At 70.3% G+C, this 16664-nt stretch carries 17 protein-coding genes; 12 read left to right on the forward strand and 5 right to left on the reverse strand.

The window, feature by feature from the left end; genetic code table 11:
• Window positions 1-170 precede the first annotated feature (170 nt).
• Window positions 171-1841, forward strand: a complete 1671-nt coding sequence (locus tag AC3RCE_RS19825; RefSeq protein ID WP_492253765.1) for a SulP family inorganic anion transporter — start codon at window positions 171-173, stop codon at window positions 1839-1841.
• 12 nt (window positions 1842-1853) lie between these two features.
• Here AC3RCE_RS19825 and AC3RCE_RS19830 read toward each other — a convergent pair whose 3' ends face one another.
• Window positions 1854-2366, reverse strand: coding sequence for an outer membrane protein assembly factor BamE (locus tag AC3RCE_RS19830; RefSeq protein WP_218339548.1), 513 nt, complete (start codon window positions 2364-2366; stop codon window positions 1854-1856).
• Window positions 2367-2409: 43 nt separating this feature from the next.
• On the opposite strand from AC3RCE_RS19830, the gene AC3RCE_RS19835 reads away from it, so the two are divergent.
• The 9 genes from AC3RCE_RS19835 (at window position 2410) to bioF (ending at window position 10050) form a co-directional block, all read left to right on the forward strand.
• Window positions 2410-2616: a DUF3460 family protein gene (locus tag AC3RCE_RS19835; protein WP_218295893.1), complete on the forward strand. Its 207-nt coding sequence runs from the start codon at window positions 2410-2412 to the stop codon at window positions 2614-2616.
• Window positions 2617-2693: 77 nt separating this feature from the next.
• Complete coding sequence (locus tag AC3RCE_RS19840; RefSeq protein ID WP_218295894.1) at window positions 2694-3560, forward strand: segregation and condensation protein A; 867 nt, start codon at window positions 2694-2696, stop codon at window positions 3558-3560.
• Between the two features lie 136 nt (window positions 3561-3696).
• Window positions 3697-5286 (forward strand): L-aspartate oxidase, encoded by a 1590-nt coding sequence (nadB, locus tag AC3RCE_RS19845; RefSeq protein ID WP_218339549.1) that lies wholly within the window; start codon window positions 3697-3699, stop codon window positions 5284-5286.
• Window positions 5283-5918: a 7-carboxy-7-deazaguanine synthase gene (gene queE, locus AC3RCE_RS19850; RefSeq protein WP_218295896.1), complete on the forward strand. Its 636-nt coding sequence runs from the start codon at window positions 5283-5285 to the stop codon at window positions 5916-5918. Before nadB ends, queE begins: the two co-directional genes overlap by 4 nt.
• 27 nt (window positions 5919-5945) lie before the next feature.
• Window positions 5946-6320, forward strand: coding sequence for a 6-carboxytetrahydropterin synthase (locus AC3RCE_RS19855; RefSeq protein ID WP_218295897.1), 375 nt, complete (start codon window positions 5946-5948; stop codon window positions 6318-6320).
• A 64-nt stretch (window positions 6321-6384) separates the two neighbouring features.
• Window positions 6385-6765 (forward strand): aspartate 1-decarboxylase, encoded by a 381-nt coding sequence (gene panD / locus AC3RCE_RS19860; protein ID WP_492253766.1) that lies wholly within the window; start codon window positions 6385-6387, stop codon window positions 6763-6765.
• A 5-nt stretch (window positions 6766-6770) separates the two neighbouring features.
• On the forward strand, window positions 6771-8099 hold the full coding sequence (gene bioA, locus AC3RCE_RS19865) for an adenosylmethionine--8-amino-7-oxononanoate transaminase (RefSeq protein ID WP_492255415.1): 1329 nt from the start codon (window positions 6771-6773) through the stop codon (window positions 8097-8099).
• On the forward strand, window positions 8096-8767 hold the full coding sequence (gene bioD / locus AC3RCE_RS19870; RefSeq protein WP_218295899.1) for a dethiobiotin synthase: 672 nt from the start codon (window positions 8096-8098) through the stop codon (window positions 8765-8767). The genes bioA and bioD overlap by 4 nt, the downstream gene beginning before the upstream one ends.
• The gene (gene bioF / locus AC3RCE_RS19875; protein WP_255591027.1) at window positions 8764-10050 is read left to right on the forward strand and encodes an 8-amino-7-oxononanoate synthase; all 1287 of its coding nucleotides are present in this window, start codon (window positions 8764-8766) and stop codon (window positions 10048-10050) included. Before bioD ends, bioF begins: the two co-directional genes overlap by 4 nt.
• Window positions 10051-10109: 59 nt before the next feature.
• On the opposite strand, the gene AC3RCE_RS19880 is transcribed toward bioF, so the two are convergent.
• The gene (locus tag AC3RCE_RS19880) at window positions 10110-10865 is read right to left on the reverse strand and encodes a carbonic anhydrase (RefSeq protein ID WP_492253767.1); all 756 of its coding nucleotides are present in this window, start codon (window positions 10863-10865) and stop codon (window positions 10110-10112) included.
• Window positions 10866-11299: 434 nt separating this feature from the next.
• On the opposite strand from AC3RCE_RS19880, the gene AC3RCE_RS19885 reads away from it, so the two are divergent.
• Complete coding sequence (locus AC3RCE_RS19885; RefSeq protein WP_218295901.1) at window positions 11300-11659, forward strand: 5-carboxymethyl-2-hydroxymuconate Delta-isomerase; 360 nt, start codon at window positions 11300-11302, stop codon at window positions 11657-11659.
• 60 nt (window positions 11660-11719) lie between these two features.
• On the opposite strand, the gene AC3RCE_RS19890 is transcribed toward AC3RCE_RS19885, so the two are convergent.
• From AC3RCE_RS19890 to nadC, 3 genes are all read right to left on the reverse strand, one after another.
• Window positions 11720-13543 carry a chorismate-binding protein gene (locus AC3RCE_RS19890; protein WP_492253768.1) on the reverse strand — a complete coding sequence of 608 codons (1824 nt, stop codon included), beginning with the start codon at window positions 13541-13543 and terminating at the stop codon, window positions 11720-11722.
• 77 nt (window positions 13544-13620) lie between these two features.
• Window positions 13621-14757 (reverse strand): quinolinate synthase NadA, encoded by a 1137-nt coding sequence (gene nadA / locus AC3RCE_RS19895; RefSeq protein WP_492253769.1) that lies wholly within the window; start codon window positions 14755-14757, stop codon window positions 13621-13623.
• The gene (gene nadC / locus AC3RCE_RS19900) at window positions 14754-15623 is read right to left on the reverse strand and encodes a carboxylating nicotinate-nucleotide diphosphorylase (protein ID WP_492253770.1); all 870 of its coding nucleotides are present in this window, start codon (window positions 15621-15623) and stop codon (window positions 14754-14756) included. The genes nadA and nadC overlap by 4 nt, the downstream gene beginning before the upstream one ends.
• Window positions 15624-15754: 131 nt before the next feature.
• Here nadC and panB point away from each other — a divergent pair, with 131 nt between their 5' ends.
• Window positions 15755-16636, forward strand: coding sequence for a 3-methyl-2-oxobutanoate hydroxymethyltransferase (gene panB / locus AC3RCE_RS19905; RefSeq protein ID WP_218295904.1), 882 nt, complete (start codon window positions 15755-15757; stop codon window positions 16634-16636).
• The last annotated feature ends 28 nt before the right edge of the window (window positions 16637-16664 follow it).

Below are 16664 nucleotides of genomic sequence, written 5' to 3' on the forward strand. Positions count from 1 at the left end.
CATTCGGCACGCAATGTGCTTGGCGACCGCACCGGCTTCGCCCCATTGCGCTGCGCACCCGGCTCACTACACTGAAGTCTGCCCCGCGTTGATGGCGGTGGTGGCTGCATCCCGGCGGTGCCGGGGCCCTGGGCCGCCGCAGAGCCGCCGAAAAGAAAGTGCCCGCCACCATGCAGTTTTCACTCGCCTTCCACCCCCGCCTGCTCGATGCGCTGCGCGGCTACGACAAGGGCCGCTGGCTGGCCGATGTGGGCGCGGGGGTGACGGTGGGCATCGTGGCGCTGCCGCTGGCCATGGCGTTCGCGATCGCCAGCGGCCTCAAGCCCGAGGCGGGGCTGTGGACGGCGATCATCGCGGGCTTCCTGATCTCCGCCCTGGGGGGCACCAACGTGCAGATCGGCGGACCGGCGGGCGCATTCATCGTCATCGTCTACGGCATCGTCGAGCGCTACGGCGTGGCCAACCTGCTCATCTCCACCGCCTGCGCGGGCGCGCTGCTGGTGCTGCTGGGGCTCTTCAGGCTGGGCACGCTGGTGCGTTTCGTGCCGGTGAGCATCGTGATCGGCTTCACCAACGGCATTGCCGTGCTGATCGCGCTGTCGCAGGTCAAGGACTGGCTGGGCCTGTCCATCGACCGCATGCCGGGCAATTTCTTCTCGCAGATCGATGCGCTGGCGCGGCACGCGGACAGCCTCAACCCCTATGCCTTCGGGCTGGGCGCGGCCTGCGTGGCCGGGTTGTTCGTCTGGCCCAGGCTGATGATGAAGGGCTCGCCCGTGATGCAGGTGCTGGAGCGCCACACCGTGCGCAGCTTCGCGCGCGTGCCCGCGCCCGTCGTGGCGCTGGTCACGCTGAGCCTGCTGACCTGGGCGATGGAGTTTCCGGTGGAGACCATCGGCTCGCGGTTTGGCGGCATTCCGCAGGCGCTGCCGGTGTTCGCGCTGCCCGATTTTTCGTGGGACACGGTGCGCCTGCTGGTCACGCCCACGCTCACCATCGCGCTGCTGGGCGCCATCGAATCGCTGCTGTGCGCCCGCGTGGCCGACCAGCTGGCCACCGACCCGCACCACAAAAAACACGACCCCAACCAGGAGCTGGTGGCCCAGGGGCTGGCCAATCTGGTGGTGCCGTTCTTCGGCGGCATGCCCGCCACCGGCACCATTGCGCGCACCGTCACCAACATCCGCGCGGGCGCCACCTCGCCCGTGGCGGGCATGGTGCATGCGCTCACGCTGCTGGTGATCGTGCTGGTGGCCGCCCCGCTGGCGCTGCACATTCCGCTGGCGGTGCTGGCGGGCATCCTGTTGTACGTGGCCTGGAACATGGGTGAGTGGCACGAGTTCGTGCGCCTCAAGCACTTCAGCAACCACTACCGGCTGCTGATGCTGGGCACGTTCTTCCTCACGGTGGTGTTCGACCTCACGGTGGCGGTGGAGGTGGGCCTCTTCATGGCCTGCGCGCTGTTCGTGCGGCGCATGAGCGGGCTTTTCCGCGTGGTGCGCCAGCCGGAGCCGCCCGAAGGCGCCCCGGTCCAGGGGCGGCCCACGGCCACCTGGCGCCTGCATGGCGCGCTGTTCTTCGGCGCCGCCGCCAAGATCGACCCCATCCTCCAGGCCGTGGAGACCGGCCCGCCCGGCATGGACGTGGTGCTGGACGCCAGCGAGCTGGTGGCGCTGGACACCACGGGGCTCGACGCGCTGGCGCAGATCCTCAAGGCCGTGGCCGCGCGCGGCGGGCGGCTGCGCCTGGTGCACCTGCACGAGCAGCCGCGCTCGCTGATCGAGCGCTCGGGCTTTGCCGCCCGGCTGGCGGCGCAGGGGCTGGAGGACCTGCCGGTGTGACCCGCCGCGCGGCTACTTGCCGCCCTTGAACTCCGGCGCCTCCAGGTCGGCCCCCGTCTGGGTGCGCAGCACGAACTGGTCGGGCCCATGGACCACGGTGAACACCTTGGCCTGGTTGGGTGCCTCCAGGTAGCGCCAGTCGGCATGGGTTTCCCGCTTCAGTTCATAGGGCGTGACCTTGGCGGGCTTGCCCAGCAGGCGGCGCACCTCGTCCATGCGCATGCCGGGCACCACGCGCGCGAAGTTCTCGGGGGTGAGCACCTGGCGCAGCGCCGTCATGCGGCCGTCGGCGCCGATGGTGATCATGTAGTTGACCTGGCCGGCGGGCTGGCGGTTGTATTCGAACGTGCGCGCGCCGCCGGGCTCGTCCCACACGTTCTCGGGGGCGCCGAAGCGGTCGCGCACGTCGGCCTCGGTGGAGACGCCCTCCTTGAGTTCGCTGATGCGTTGCGGGTCGCAGGCGGCAAGCGCCAGCAACGAAAAAGTGGCGGCCGCCAGGGCGGCGGCGCGATATATCAAGGGCATGAGTCGGTCCCGGTAAAATCCACGGCAAAGAGGTTAACAGTCCATGTCCATTTTCCGCCGCCCCGATTACCAATCCGATGCCACCCAGTTCATCAACCAGCTCAAGGCCAGCAAGCCCGAGCTGGAAAGCCAGCAGCTGGCCGGCCGCGCGCTGCTGTGGGACAAGCAGGTGGACCGCAAGATCTGGGGGGAGTACCGCGAAGCCCAGGTCGAGCAAAAGCCCTACGTCTACCAGACGAACGCCGACTGAGCCGACCCGGGCATCAAATTGGCCCCCAGCGCTTGATCAATAAGCGCTGATAGCTATATTTTCAATAGCAAATATCCATGACCACCGCGCGCGTGCCCGAGGCGTCCGATGATCCGGCGGGCACGGCCGCGCTGAACGCGGGCGGCATGCCCGACGTGGTCGACCAAGTCGCGCTGGCGCGCCTGTATGGCGAGCCGCTGTTCGCCCTGCCCACGGACCTGTACATCCCGCCCGATGCGCTCGAAGTCTTCCTTGAAGCCTTCGAAGGCCCGCTCGATCTGCTGCTGTACCTGATCCGCAAGCAGAACTTCAACATCCTCGACATCCCCATGGTGGGGGTCACCAAGCAGTACCTGGCGTATGTGGACGAGATCCGCAGCCGCAACCTGGAGCTGGCGGCCGAGTATTTGCTGATGGCGGCGATGCTGATCGAGATCAAGTCGCGCATGCTGCTGCCGCCCAAGAAGCAGGCCGAGGGCGAGGAGCCCGAAGACCCGCGCGCCGAGCTGGTGCGCCGCCTGCTCGAATACGAACAGATGAAGATGGCCGCCGCCCGCCTGGGGCAGTTGCCGCAGTACGGGCGCGACTTCCTGAAAGCCCAGGTCTACATCGAGCAAAGCCTGCAGCCGCGCTTTCCGGACGTGCACGTGGTGGAGCTGCAGGACGCCTGGCGCGACATCCTGAAACGCGCCAAGCTCGTGCAGCACCACAGGATCACGCGCGAAGAGCTGAGCGTGCGCGAATACATGAGCATGGTGCTCAAGACGCTGCAGGGCCGCCGCTTCGTGGAGTTTGAAGAACTCTTCGAGCCCGAAAAAGGCAGCACCGTGCTGGTGGTGACCTTCATCGCCCTGCTGGAGCTGGCCAAGGAGACGCTGATCGAGATCACGCAGGCCGAGGCCTTCGCACCCATCTACGTGCGCCTCGCCTATGTACCGGCATGACACCCCCTGAGCGGCTGCGCCGCTTCCCCCTCTCTCGCTGCGCGGGAGGGGGACGCCACCGGTGGCCTGGCAAAGCCGGCTCCACGGTGGCCCCGGCCGGGAGCCGCGCCCACTTCAACGGCAACTGACACCTTCCATGGCATCCCACGACTTCGACGTTCTCATCGTAGGCAGCGGCCTCGCAGGCCTCTCGGCCGCGCTGCACCTGGCCCCCACGCACCGCGTGGCCGTGATCACCAAGCGCACGCTGCAGGATGGATCGAGCGGCTGGGCCCAGGGCGGCATTGCCGCCGTGCTGGCCGATGACGACAGTTTTGCCGCCCACATCGAAGACACGCTGGTGGCGGGCGCGGGCCTGTGCGACCTGGCCACCACGCGCTTCGTGGTCGAGAACGCCCCCGCCTCCATCGCCTGGCTGCGCCAGCTGGGCGTTCCCTTCACGCTCGAAGGCGACCAGCTGCACCTCACGCGCGAAGGCGGCCACAGCGCGCGCCGCATTGCCCATGTGACCGACGCCACCGGCGCGGCCGTGCAGCGCACGCTGATCGACGTGGTGCGCGCCACGCCCGGCATCACGCTGTTCGAGCAGCACACGCTGGTGGACCTGATCACCACGCGCAAGCTGGGCCTGCCCGGCCACCGGTGCCTCGGCCTGCATGCGCTGGACAGCGACACCGATGAGGTGGTGACCTTCCGTGCGCCGCAGACCATCCTGGCCACGGGCGGCGCGGGCAAGGTGTACCTGTACACCACCAACCCCGACACCGCCACGGGCGACGGCATCGCCGCCGCGTGGCGCGCGGGCTGCCGCGTGGCGAACATGGAGTTCATCCAGTTCCACCCCACGGGGCTGTACCACCCGCACGAAAAGTCCTTCCTCATCAGCGAGGCGGTGCGCGGCGAAGGCGGCAGGCTGCTGCTACCCCCCTCGGCGGGCGGCACGCGCTTCATGCTGGACCATGACCCGCGCGCCGAACTGGCCCCGCGCGACGTGGTGGCCCGCGCCATCGACTTCGAGATGAAGAAACACGGCCTCGATTGCGTGCACCTGGACATCTCGCACCAGAGCCCCGCGTTCTTGCAGGAACACTTTCCGAACATCCTGGCCCACTGCGCCGCGCTGGGCATCGACATCACCAAAGAGCCCATCCCCGTGGTGCCCACGGCCCACTTCACTTGCGGCGGAGTGCTGACCGACCTGGCCGGCCGCACCGACCTGCCCGGCCTGTACGCCGTGGGCGAGGTGGCCTGCACCGGCCTGCACGGCGCCAACCGGCTGGCCAGCAACTCGCTGCTCGAATGCATGGTGTTCGCACGCGCTGCCGCCCAGGCCATTGCCACGGCCCCCACCGCCGATCTGCCCGCCGTGCCCGCCTGGGACGACAGCCGCGTGACCGACGCCGACGAGTCCGTCGTCATCTCCCACAACTGGGACGAGCTGCGCCGCTTCATGTGGGACTACGTGGGCATCGTGCGCACCAACAAGCGCCTGGAGCGCGCCGCGCACCGCATCGCCATGCTGCAGGGCGAGATCCAGGAGTTCTACGCGCACTTCCACATCACGCGCGACCTGCTGGAGCTGCGCAACCTGGTGCAGGTGGCCGACCTGATCGTGAAAAGCGCGCAGCTGCGCCGCGAAAGCCGGGGCCTGCATTTCAGCCGCGACTACCCTGAGATCGCAGCCCCAGCCGCCCCTACCATCCTCGTCCCCCCGGTGCCCCGATGACCTACAGCGTCAAGGAAATTTTCTACACCCTGCAAGGTGAAGGCGGCCAGGCAGGCACGCCTGCCGTGTTCTGCCGCTTTGCGGGCTGCAACCTCTGGACGGGCCGCGAGCAGGACCGCGCGCAGGCCATCTGCCAGTTCTGCGACACCGACTTTGTGGGCACCGACGGCACGCTGGGCGGCAAGTTCGACACCGCCACGCTGCTGGCCGACACCATCGCCGCGCAGTGGCCTGCCGGCGCAGGCCACCGGCTGGTGGTGCTGACCGGTGGCGAGCCCCTGCTGCAGGTGGACGCTGAACTCATCGACGCACTGCACGCCCAGCAGTTCCGCATCGCCGTGGAGAGCAACGGCACCGTGAAAGCGCCCGAGGGCATCGACTGGCTGTGCATCAGCCCCAAGGCCGGTGCACCGTGGGTCCAGCGCAGCGGACAGGAGCTGAAACTCGTGTGGCCCCAGCCCGGGTTCGACCTGCGGGCGCTGGAGCAGGACACCCAGTTCACCCACCGCTTCCTGCAGCCCATGGACGGCCTGCTGCAGCGCCAGAACACCGCCGCCTGCATCGACGCCTGCCTGGCGCACCCCGCATGGCGCCTGAGCCTGCAGACCCACAAGCTCACCGGCATCCGGTGATGCGGCATTTTTGTTGTTGATTTCCGTATGTTGTTCACCATTTCCCAGCGCTTCTTCTTCGACGCCGCCCACACCCTGCGCCGCGAGATCGAGGCCGAAGGCAGCCGCCGCGTGCACGGCCACACCTACCACGCCGAGGTCTCGCTCAGCGGCCCGCGCGACCCCGCCACTGGCATGGTGCTGGACCTGGGCCTGCTGCGCCGGGGCCTGGAGGTGGTGCGCGGGCAACTCGACCACCACATGCTGGATGACGTGCCGGGCCTGGGCACGCCCACGCTCGAGAACCTGTGCGTCTTCATCGCCCAGGCGCTGCCCGCCGAACTGCAGCCGCGCGTGAGCCGCGTGCGCGTGTGGCGCGACGCGCTGGGCGACAGCTGCTTGCTCGACCTGCCCGCGCGCTGACACACCACCTGCCCCGCCGGCAGACCCAGCCCGCGCCGCCACCGACTTCATCCAAGGAAGCCCGATGTTCCGTACCTTGCTCAAATCCAAGATCCACCGCGTCGCCGTGACCCAGTGCGAGCTGCACTACGAAGGCTCCTGCGCCATCGACGAAGACCTGCTCGATGCTGCCGACATCGCCGAGAACGAGCAGATCCACGTCTGGAACATCAACAACGGCGAGCGTTTCATCACCTACGCCATCAAGGGCCAGCGCGGCAGCGGCATGATCTCGGTGAACGGCTCGGCCGCGCGCCGCGCCGCCGTGGGCGACCTCATCATCATCGCGGCCTTCGCCCAGGTGCATGAGGACCAGGTGCCCACGCACCAGCCGCAACTGGTGTTCGTGGACGAGCACAACCGCCAGACCGGACTGCGCCACGCCGTGCCCACACAGGCCCTGTGATGAACATGCAGCCCCTGCACGACGGCCTGGTGGCCCGCAGCCTCGCCAGCGTCTGGCACCCCTGCACGCAGATGAAGCGGCACGAGGCCCAGCCGCCCGTGGCCATCGCGCGCGCACAGGGGCCTTGGCTCTACGACACGCAAGGCCGGCGCTACCTCGACGGCATCAGCTCCTGGTGGGTCAACCTCTTTGGCCACAGCCACCCGCACATCAAGGCGGCCCTCGCCGACCAGCTGGAGCGGCTCGACCACGTGATGCTCGCCGGCTTCACGCATGCGCCGGTGGTGGAGCTGTCGGAAAGCCTCTCCGCGCTCACGGGCCTGGGCCATGCGTTCTACGGCAGCGACGGCGCGGCGGCCACCGAGATCGCCCTGAAGATGAGTGCGCACTACTGGCGCAACATGGGTCGCCCCGCCAAGAGCCGCTTTGTGGGTCTGGCCGGTGGCTACCACGGCGAGACCGTGGGCGCGCTGGCCGTGACCGACATCGCGATCTTCCGCGAGGCCTACGCGCCGCTGGTGCGCCTGGCCGCCACCGTGCCCAGCCCCGATGCGCGCGGCGCGGCGCCCGGCGAAAGCGCCGAGGACGTGGCGCGTCGCAGTGCCCAGGCGCTCGATGCCTGGCTGGCCGAGCACCACGCGAGCACCGCCGCGCTCATCGTCGAACCGCTGGTGCAGTGCGCCGCCGGCATGGCCATGCACAGCCCCGAGTACCTGCGCCTGGCGCGCGCGCTGTGCGACCGCTACGAGGTGCACCTGGTGGTGGACGAGATCGCCGTGGGCTTTGGCCGCACGGGCACGATGTTCGCGCACCAGCAGGCGGGCATCCGGCCGGACTTCATCTGCCTGTCCAAGGGCCTCACGGGCGGCACGCTGCCGCTGTCGGCCGTGCTCACCACCGACGCGGTGTATGCCGCGTTCTACGACGACGATGTGGCGCGCGGCTTTCTGCACTCGCATTCGTACACCGGCAACCCGCTGGCCTGCCGCGCGGCGCTGGCCACGCTGGAGCTGTTCGGCCAGCTCGACACCCTCAACGCCAACGCGGCCCTGGCCCTGCGCATCGACGCGGCCTGCATGCCGCTCACCCGCCATCCGAGCGTGCGCCACGCGCGGCGCCTGGGAATGATCTGGGCGTGGGACATCGACACCACGCTGCCCGACTTCGCACGCCGTTACCACCAGCACGCCATGGCGCGGGGGCTGGTGCTGCGCCCCATCGGCCACACGCTGTACGCGATGCCACCCTATGTGCTCGACGAAGAGGCCGTGCAGCGCCTCGCCGAGGGCGCGCTGGGCGCACTGAACGCCACCCTGCAGGAGGAGACCCCATGATTGGATGTTTTGTCACCGGCACCGACACGGGCGTCGGCAAGACGCTGGTGTCCACCGGCCTGCTGCACGCCCTGGCGCCACACCACCGCCGCGTGGTCGGCATGAAGCCGGTGGCCGCGGGCGTGGTGCCCTGGGGCGAGGACTGGGCCAGCGAGGACGCGATCGCGCTGCGTTCGGCCTCCACGCTGGCCGTGGCGCCCGAGCTGGACAACCCCGTGCTGCTGCTCGATCCGCTCTCGCCCCACATCGCCGCCGCGCGCGCCGGGGTGCGGATCGACATCGCGGCCATCGTGCGCAGCTACCAGGCCCTGGCGGCCCAGGCCGATGCGGTGGTGGTCGAAGGCGCGGGCGGCTTCCACGTGCCGCTGTCGGACACCGAGACCGGCGCCGACCTGGCCCAGGCCCTGGCCCTGCCCGTGGTGCTGGTGGTGGGCCTGCGGCTGGGCTGCCTGAACCACGCGCTGCTCACGGCCGAGGCGATCCGCGCGCGCGGCCTCGCGCTGGCCGGCTGGGTGGCCAACCGCGTGGACCCTGGCATGGACGCGGCCGAAGAGAACATCGCCTACCTGCGGGACCGCCTGGGCGCGCCGCTGCTGGCCGAGGTGCCCTACCAGGAACTGCCCGACGCGCGCGGCCTGGTGTTCGAGCTTCCCGGGGAGTGGCTATGACCGCGCCGACCTCCTGCGCGTCCTGGCTGGACGAGATCCCAGGGCAAATCGCCGACCTCGAGCGCGCCCACCTGCTGCGCCGCCGCCGCGTGGTGCAGCCCGCAGGGGGTGCCCACCTGCTGGTGGACGGGCAATCCATGCTGGCCTTCTGCAGCAACGACTACCTGGGCCTGGCCGGCCACCCCGCGCTGGCCGAGGCCGCGCGCGAGGCCACGCACACCTTTGGCGTGGGCTCGGGCGGCTCGCCCCTGGTCAGCGGGCACAGCGCCGCCAACGCGGCGCTGGAGCAGGAACTGGCCGCCTTCGTGCAATTGCCCCGGGCGCTGTACTTCTACGCGGGCTATGCCACCAATACCGGCATCATCCCCGCCCTGGTGGGCGCGGGCGACGCACTGTTTTCCGACGCGCTCAACCATGCCTGCCTGATCGATGGCGCGCGGCTGTCACGCGCCACCATCCACCGCTACCCGCATGCCGACCTGGCGGCACTGCAAGCCGCGCTGGCCGCCAGCCCCGCGCGGCGCAAGCTGGTGGTCAGCGATGCCGTCTTCAGCATGGATGGCGACCTGATCGACATCCCGGCGCTGCTGGCGCTGTGCGAGCGCTACGACGCCCTGCTGCTGCTGGACGACGCCCATGGCTTTGGCGTGCTCGGGCCGCAGGGGCGCGGCAGCCTGGCGCACGCGGGGCTGGCGGGTGCCGCCGCGTCGCGCCGCGTGCTCTACATGGCCACGCTGGGCAAGGCGGCGGGCGTCGCCGGCGCCTTCGTGGCGGGCGACGCGGCACTCATCGAATGGCTGCTGCAGAAGACGCGCACCTACATCTTCGCCACCGCCGCGCCGCCCCTGCTGGCGAGCGCCTTGCGCAAGAGCCTGGAGCTGATGGCGGCCGCCGACGACCTGCGGGAGGGGCTGCGCCAGCGCATTGCGCAACTGCGCGAAGGCCTGGCCACGCTGCCCCCGGGACTGGGCTGGCAACTGCTGCCATCCCACACGGCGGTGCAGGCACTCGTGATCGGCAGCAACGAAGCCGCCCTGGCCGCGATGGAAAGCCTGCGCCGCGAGGGCCTGTGGGTGCCCGCCATCCGCCCGCCCACCGTGCCCGCAGGCACGGCCCGGCTGCGCATTGCGCTGTCGGCCGCCCACACGGCCCACGATGTGGACCGGTTGCTGGCCGCCCTGGCCGCGCATGCGGCCCACGCGGTCCCGGCGGCCCGCCACGTGGCCGCCCGGCAGCCGCCAGCCACTGGCACCAGCGGCGCGCGCGCGGCCGTCAGCGGCTGAGGGCAGGCGCCGCCGGTGCTCCCCGCGCCCCCCTGGAGCGCCGTCCCCCGGAGTGGCCGTCAGGCGCTTTCCTTGACCACGCGCCCGTTGAGCGGCTGCAACGGCCGCGCGTTGGCGTTGTACAGCTGGCGAAACGCCTTGATCTGCTGGGCGCCGAGCTTCACGGGCTCCTTGAGCACCATCCACTGCACGCCTTCGGAACACGGCGGCGTGGTCAGCGAGCCGTCAAAGCTGTAGTAGCCTTTCCTGGCGGGCAACAGGGCGCTGGCGTCCAGGGTGAGCCCCTGCACCGTCAGCTGCTCGCCGGTGCGCGGCAGGTGCGCAAAGATGGGAGCCCACGCGGCATTGGGCTTGCCGGGCTGTATCAGCGCGGCCACCACGCCCAGCCCGCCGTCCTCGCCCTTGTGCACGAAGTGCGCCACCATGGCCGCGCGCTTGCCGCCAATGGCTTCCTCGCTGGGGGTGTGGAAGTGGAACTGCAGCAGCTCCATGGCCCTGCCGTTGACCACGAGCCTGCTGCCGGCGGGCATGTTGACCTGCACCGTGTGGCCGTTGTTGACCAGCGTGGGCGCCCCGGGCGTGTATTGGAACTCGAGCGCCGGCAGCGCCTCCTTCACGGTCTTGCGGATGTCCACGGGGCTTTGCGCCGCACCCCGCGCGCAGGCTCCAAAGCCCGCCTCCAGCGCGCCCCAGTGCGTGGCGCCGTGCTTGCCCTTGTACTCCCAGTGCGGTGGCGATTGCGCGCCAGCCCCGGTGGCGGCGCACAGCGCCAGGACGGCGAGAGCGGTGTGTCGGATCATTTTTTGGTATGTCATGGTTTTACTGAACACGGTTGAGGAAAAGCCGCTGCCCACCTGCACGTCCGCCGCATGCGCCACGGTTCGCCACGGGTTGCAGCACCCTGGCAATGTTCCTGGCGGCACGGCAGGAACCTGCGAACCGGCACACGGCGCGGGCCCCGCACAGTGAGCGCGGGGCCGCCCGGATTCTGAGCAGGCGGGCCGCTCCGCGGCAACACAAATCGCGCATGGCCCTGGTGCCGTGTCAACAAGGAGCGGCCGCCCCGCATTCGCCACGGGCCTTCAAGCGCACGCGGACGCCCGCGAGGGCTGGAACGTCGCCCCCGGGCCGGGGCCGGCCTGGGAACCTGACCGGCGCAAGCCCCCGCGCGCCCGGCGGTGAACCCGCGCCCTTAAACTGGCGCGGCGCGCACAGTGCGTGCCCCGCCCAGAACGGAATCACGAATCCCATGCCCCATCTCACCGTCGAATACTCCAGCAACCTGCCCCACTATCCCGAGGCGGACACCCTGGCTGCGCTCAACGCCACCCTGTGCGCCCATCCCGAGGTGCAGGACGAGGCCGATCTGAAGACCCGATTCATCGTGGCCGACAGCTTCGAGATCGGCACCGCACCGGCACAGCGCGCGTTCGTGCACGCGCAGCTGCGTCTGCTCTCGGGCCGCACGCCCGAGGCCAAGAAAGAACTCTCCGGGCGCATCGCCGCCGTGCTGCGTGAACGCACACCCCGCCCCCAGGGCGTGATGGTGCAGCTGAGCGTGGAAGTGGTGGACATGGACCGGGGCTCCTACGCCAAAGAGCGGCTTTGAACCGGCGCTGAATCCTCCGCCAGCCCGGCCCCCATCACCCACGCGGGGCGCCGGCGCCGATCAGCCTTCGAGCGTGGCCGGCAGCCAGCCCCGCAGGCTGTTGAGGAAGGCCCAGGCCTGCACCCGGGGCACGTCAGACACGCGCAGCACGGCCTCCACCACGCGCCCCTCGCGCAATGCCACGGCGCGGCCCACGCCGGGCAGCAGGCCGCAGGACAGGGGCGGCGTCACCCACCGCCCATCGATGAGCGCGGCGATGTTGCCGAAGGTGCTTTCGGTGATCTCGCCCGCCGCGTTCCACAGCACCGTGTCGAACACGCCGGGCGTGGTGGGCGCCAACGCCGCATAGTGCGCGCGGCGCGTGGTCTTGTGGCGCACGAATTCGCCGTGCGCCTCCGCCAGCGGGCGCGTGGCCAGCTGCAGGCGCACGGGTGCGGCCGTGGGCTGCAGCGCAAAGGCCTCGGCCCGGGGCGTGCCGGTGGCGTCCAGCAGCAGGCGCGCCCGCCAGGCCCCCGCCGCGTGTGCGGCGGCCAGCGCCCGCAGGCATTGCGACACGGCTTTCGCATCCCAGGGCACGCCAAAGTGCGCGGCGGTCTTCTCCAGGCGCGCCAGGTGGTCGGCCAGGTGCCGGAAGGCGCCGGCCTCCAGCGCCAGGGTTTCAAGCAGGTCAAAGGGCTGGCTGGCACGCTCGGCAAAGGCCCGCTTGTGCTGCCACTCGCTCCACTCGGCATCGGCCAGCGCGCCCGAGGTGATGCCGCTGCCAATGCCGCAGGTGGCGTGGACGGCCGGGCCTTCCTCGCCGTCGCCGCCGCTCCCGCTGCGCAGCACCACGGTGCGGATGGGCACGTTGAACGTGGCGGCCACCGCGTGCCGGCCCTGCGCGTCGGGCGGGCCGGCCGGGCGCACCACGCCCACCGCGCCGCAGTACACGCCGCGCGGCGCGGGCTCCAGCGCGCGGATCATCCGCATGGCGCGCACCTTGGGTGCGCCGGTGACCGAGCCGCACGGGAACAGCGCCGCAAACACATCGGCCAGCGTGGTGCCGGGCCGCGTGCGGGCCGTCACGTCCGAGGTCATCTGCCACACCGTGGGCAGGGCCTGGGTGGCGAACAGCGCGGGCACGCGCACGCTGTGCGGCAGCGCAATGCGCGACACGTCGTTGCGCAGCAGGTCCACGATCATCACGTTCTCGGCCCGCTCCTTGGGCGCCGTGCGCAGGTGCTCGGCCTGGGCCGCGTCCTCTTCGGGGGTGGCTCCGCGCGGGGCCGTGCCCTTCATGGGCCGGGCCAGGAAGGCGCCACCATCGGGGGCATCCCGCCAGTCGAAGAACAGCTCGGGCGACACCGACAGCACCTGCTCGGGCCCCGCGTCGATGTGCGCCGCATACCCGCCGGGCTGGGCGCGCAACAGCGCGGCAAACAGTGCCTGCGCCGACCCCTGAAGCGTGCCATGAAGGGGCGCGGTGTAGTTGACCTGGTACAGCTCGCCCGCCGCGATCGCCTGCTGGATCCGCGCCAGCGCGGCATCGAACGAGGCGCGGTCAGGGCTGCCGGTCCATGCCACCTGCGCAGGAGGCTGCGCCGCGGGGCCCTGCGCGCCTTCGGGCCAGGGCAGCGGCGCGTCGTGCACGGCAAACCAGGCCAGCGGTCCGTCGGCCGCGTGGGTCTGCAAGGCCGCATCGAACGCGGCGGCCGCCTCGTAGCGCACATGGCCCACGCACCAGCGGCCCTGCCGCGCGGCGGCGTGCACGGCGTCGAGCACGCCGCGCACCTGGGGCAGCGCGTGGGCCACGAGCACCTCGCGGGGTGTGCCGAAGGCGTGGCGCAGGCGCGGGGCGCGTGCATCCAGCGGCTGGGTGAAGTCGATGCGGGAAGTGATGGTCAAAACAGGCGCTAGCGCAGGTATTTCATGCGCTGACAGCTATCAAAATCAAAGCAGATCAGGCCCTGCGGGTGGTACTGTCAGGCAGCGCCCAGGTGGGGCACCAGGGCGTTGGCCGGCTGCCCGTTCCTGAGCGCGGCGGTGAAGGCCAGCATGCGGTCAATCGGCTGGCGCGCGCGCGGAATCAGGGCGGGGTCCACATGGACCGCGTTGGCACCGGTCTCCAGCACCCGCGCCACGTCGGCCAGGCCGTTCATCGCCATCCAGGGGCAGTGCGCGCAGCTCTTGCAGGTGGCGCTGTTGCCGGCGGTGGGCGCTTCAATGAACACCTTGCCGGGGTTGAGCGTGCGCAGCTTGTGCATCATGCCGTTGTCGGTGGCCACGATGAATTCGGTGGCATCCATCTCGCGCGCGGCCTTGAGGATGGCGCTGGTGGAGCCCACGGCATCGGCCAGGGCGATCACGTCCGCAGGGCTCTCGGGGTGGACCAGCACCTTGGCGCGGGGGTGCTCCTTCTTGAGCGCCTCCAGCTCGAAGGCCTTGAACTCGTCGTGCACGATGCAGGCGCCGTTCCAGAACACCATGTCTGCACCGGTCTCGCGCTGGATGTAGGCGCCCAGGTGGCGATCGGGCGCCCACAGGATCTTCTGGCCCGCGGCCTTGAGGGCCCCCACGATGTCGAGCGCGCAGCTCGAAGTCACCAGCCAGTCGGCGCGCGCCTTCACGGCCGCGCTGGTGTTGGCGTAGACCACCACGGTGCGGTCGGGATGGGCATCGCAGAACGCACTGAATGCGTCGATGGGGCAGCCCAGGTCGAGCGAACAGGTCGCATCGAGGTCCGGCATGAGCACCGTCTTTTCGGGGCTCAGAATCTTGGCCGTCTCGCCCATGAAGCGCACGCCACTCACCACCAGCGTCTGCGCGGCGTGGTCGCGGCCAAAGCGCGCCATCTCCAGCGAGTCGCTCACCAGGCCACCGGTTTCCTCCGCCAGGTCCTGCAGGTCGGGGTGCACGTAGTAGTGCGACACCATGACCGCGTTCTTCTCCTTGAGCAGGCGGCGGATCCTCTCCTTGAGCGCGGCGCGCTCAGGCGCAGCGGGCTCGGGCGGAACGCGGGCCCAGGCGTGTTTCGTGGAGCAGACGGAGCCCTCCTGGGTACCGAGCGGCTGCTCGTACTCCACATCGATGCGGTTCAGCACGGCGGTGGTGGTGGTCATGACAGCTCCTGCAGGCGCATCGAAAAATCGGTGGCCTTCACGTCCTTGGTCAGCGTGCCGATGGAGATGCGGTCCACGCCGGTCTCTGCCAGCGCGCGCAGGCCATCGAGCGTGACGCCGCCGGAGATTTCCAGAATCGCGCGACCGGCATTGATGCGCACGGCCTCGCGCAGCGTGGGCAGGGGCATGTTGTCGAGCAGCACCATCCTGGCGCCGGCTTCCAGCGCCTCGGCCAGCTGCGCCAGCGTTTCCACTTCGATCTCGATGAACCTGGCTTGCGCGGCCACAGCCTGCGCGGCTTTCAGCACGGCGGTCACGCCACCGGCGGCGGCGATGTGGTTTTCCTTGATGAGCACCGCGTCGTGCAGGCCGATGCGGTGGTTGGTGCCACCGCCCACGCGCACGGCGTACTTCTGTGCCAGGCGCAGGCCGGGGAGGGTCTTGCGCGTGTCCACGATCTGGGCGCGCGTGCCGGCCACCACGTCCACATAGGTGCGGGTCTTGGTGGCCACGGCCGACAGCAGCTGCAGAAAGTTGAGCGCCGTGCGCTCGGCGCTGAGCAGCGCGCGGGCATTGCCCGTGAGTTCCAGCACCACCTGGTCGGGCGCGCAGCGCTGGCCCTCGGCCACATGCCAGATGATCCCCATGGTGGGGTCGAGCGCGCGCAAGGCGGCTTCGGCCCAGGGCGCGCCGCAGATCACGGCGGACTCGCGCGCCAGGATGCGCGCGCGGGCGCGGCGGGCGGGGTCGATCAGGCCGGCGGTCAGGTCACCTGCGCCCACGTCTTCCGCGAGGGCGCGGGCCACATCGGCCTGGGCCAGGGCCGCCACATCATGGTCCATGGACTGTTGGTTCGAAAGCGTCATGGGGCGGGAGCATACCGGGAACCCAAAGGCCACTGCGCCAGCGCAGCCCGTTTCCCACCGCGCCGGCAACCAATAAGTACACCCATTATTGGTCGCATAGACTCGCGGCAATTTTTGCCCATGCAAGCCCCATGACTGCCACCAGCACCGTTTCCGCCACGCCCTACGGTACCCTGCCGCCCGCATCGCCCCTGCCCCAGCGCCGCCCCGTGAGCCTGCCGCGCCTGGCGCAGATGCGCGCGGCGGGCGAGAAGATCACGATGCTGACCGCCTATGACGCCACCTTCGCGGCCGTGGCCGATGCGGCGGGGGTGGAATGCATCCTGGTGGGCGACTCGCTGGGCATGGTGTGCCAGGGCCTGCCCAGCACGGTGGGCGTGGGCCTGGACACCATGGCCTACCACACGGCCAGCGTGGCGCGCGGCCTGCACCGCGTGCAGGGCACGGCCTGGCTGGTGGCCGACCTGCCGTATGGCACCTATGCCGAGAGCCGCGAGCAGGCCCTGCGCAGCGCCTGCGTGCTGATGCAGGCGGGTGCGCACATGGTCAAGCTCGAAGGCGGGGGCTGGACCGCGCCCACGGTGGAGTTCCTGGTGCAGCGCGGCGTGCCGGTGTGCGCCCACCTGGGCCTCACGCCGCAGACCGTGCATGCCCTGGGCGGCTACCGCGTGCAGGGCAAAACCGACGACGACGCCCGCACGCTGCGCCAAGAAGCACACGAACTGCAGGACGCAGGCGCCGCCATGCTGGTGCTGGAGATGGTGCCCGCCGCGCTGGCCGCGGCCCTCACGGCCGAGCTGCCGCGCTGCCACACCATCGGCATCGGCGCGGGCAACGGCACGGCCGGCCAGGTGCTGGTGTTGCACGACATGCTGGGCATGAACCTCGGAAAAATGCCGAAGTTCGTGCACAACTTCATGTCGGACGCGGGCAGCGTACGCGGCGCCATGGAGGCGTATGTGCAGGCCGTCAAGCAGGGGCGTTTCCCGGACAACGCGGTACACGCCTGGTAAGCGACCCCCCGGATTTTTCAACAGACGC

Source organism: Acidovorax sp. GW823-FHT05D11, assembly GCF_058795695.1.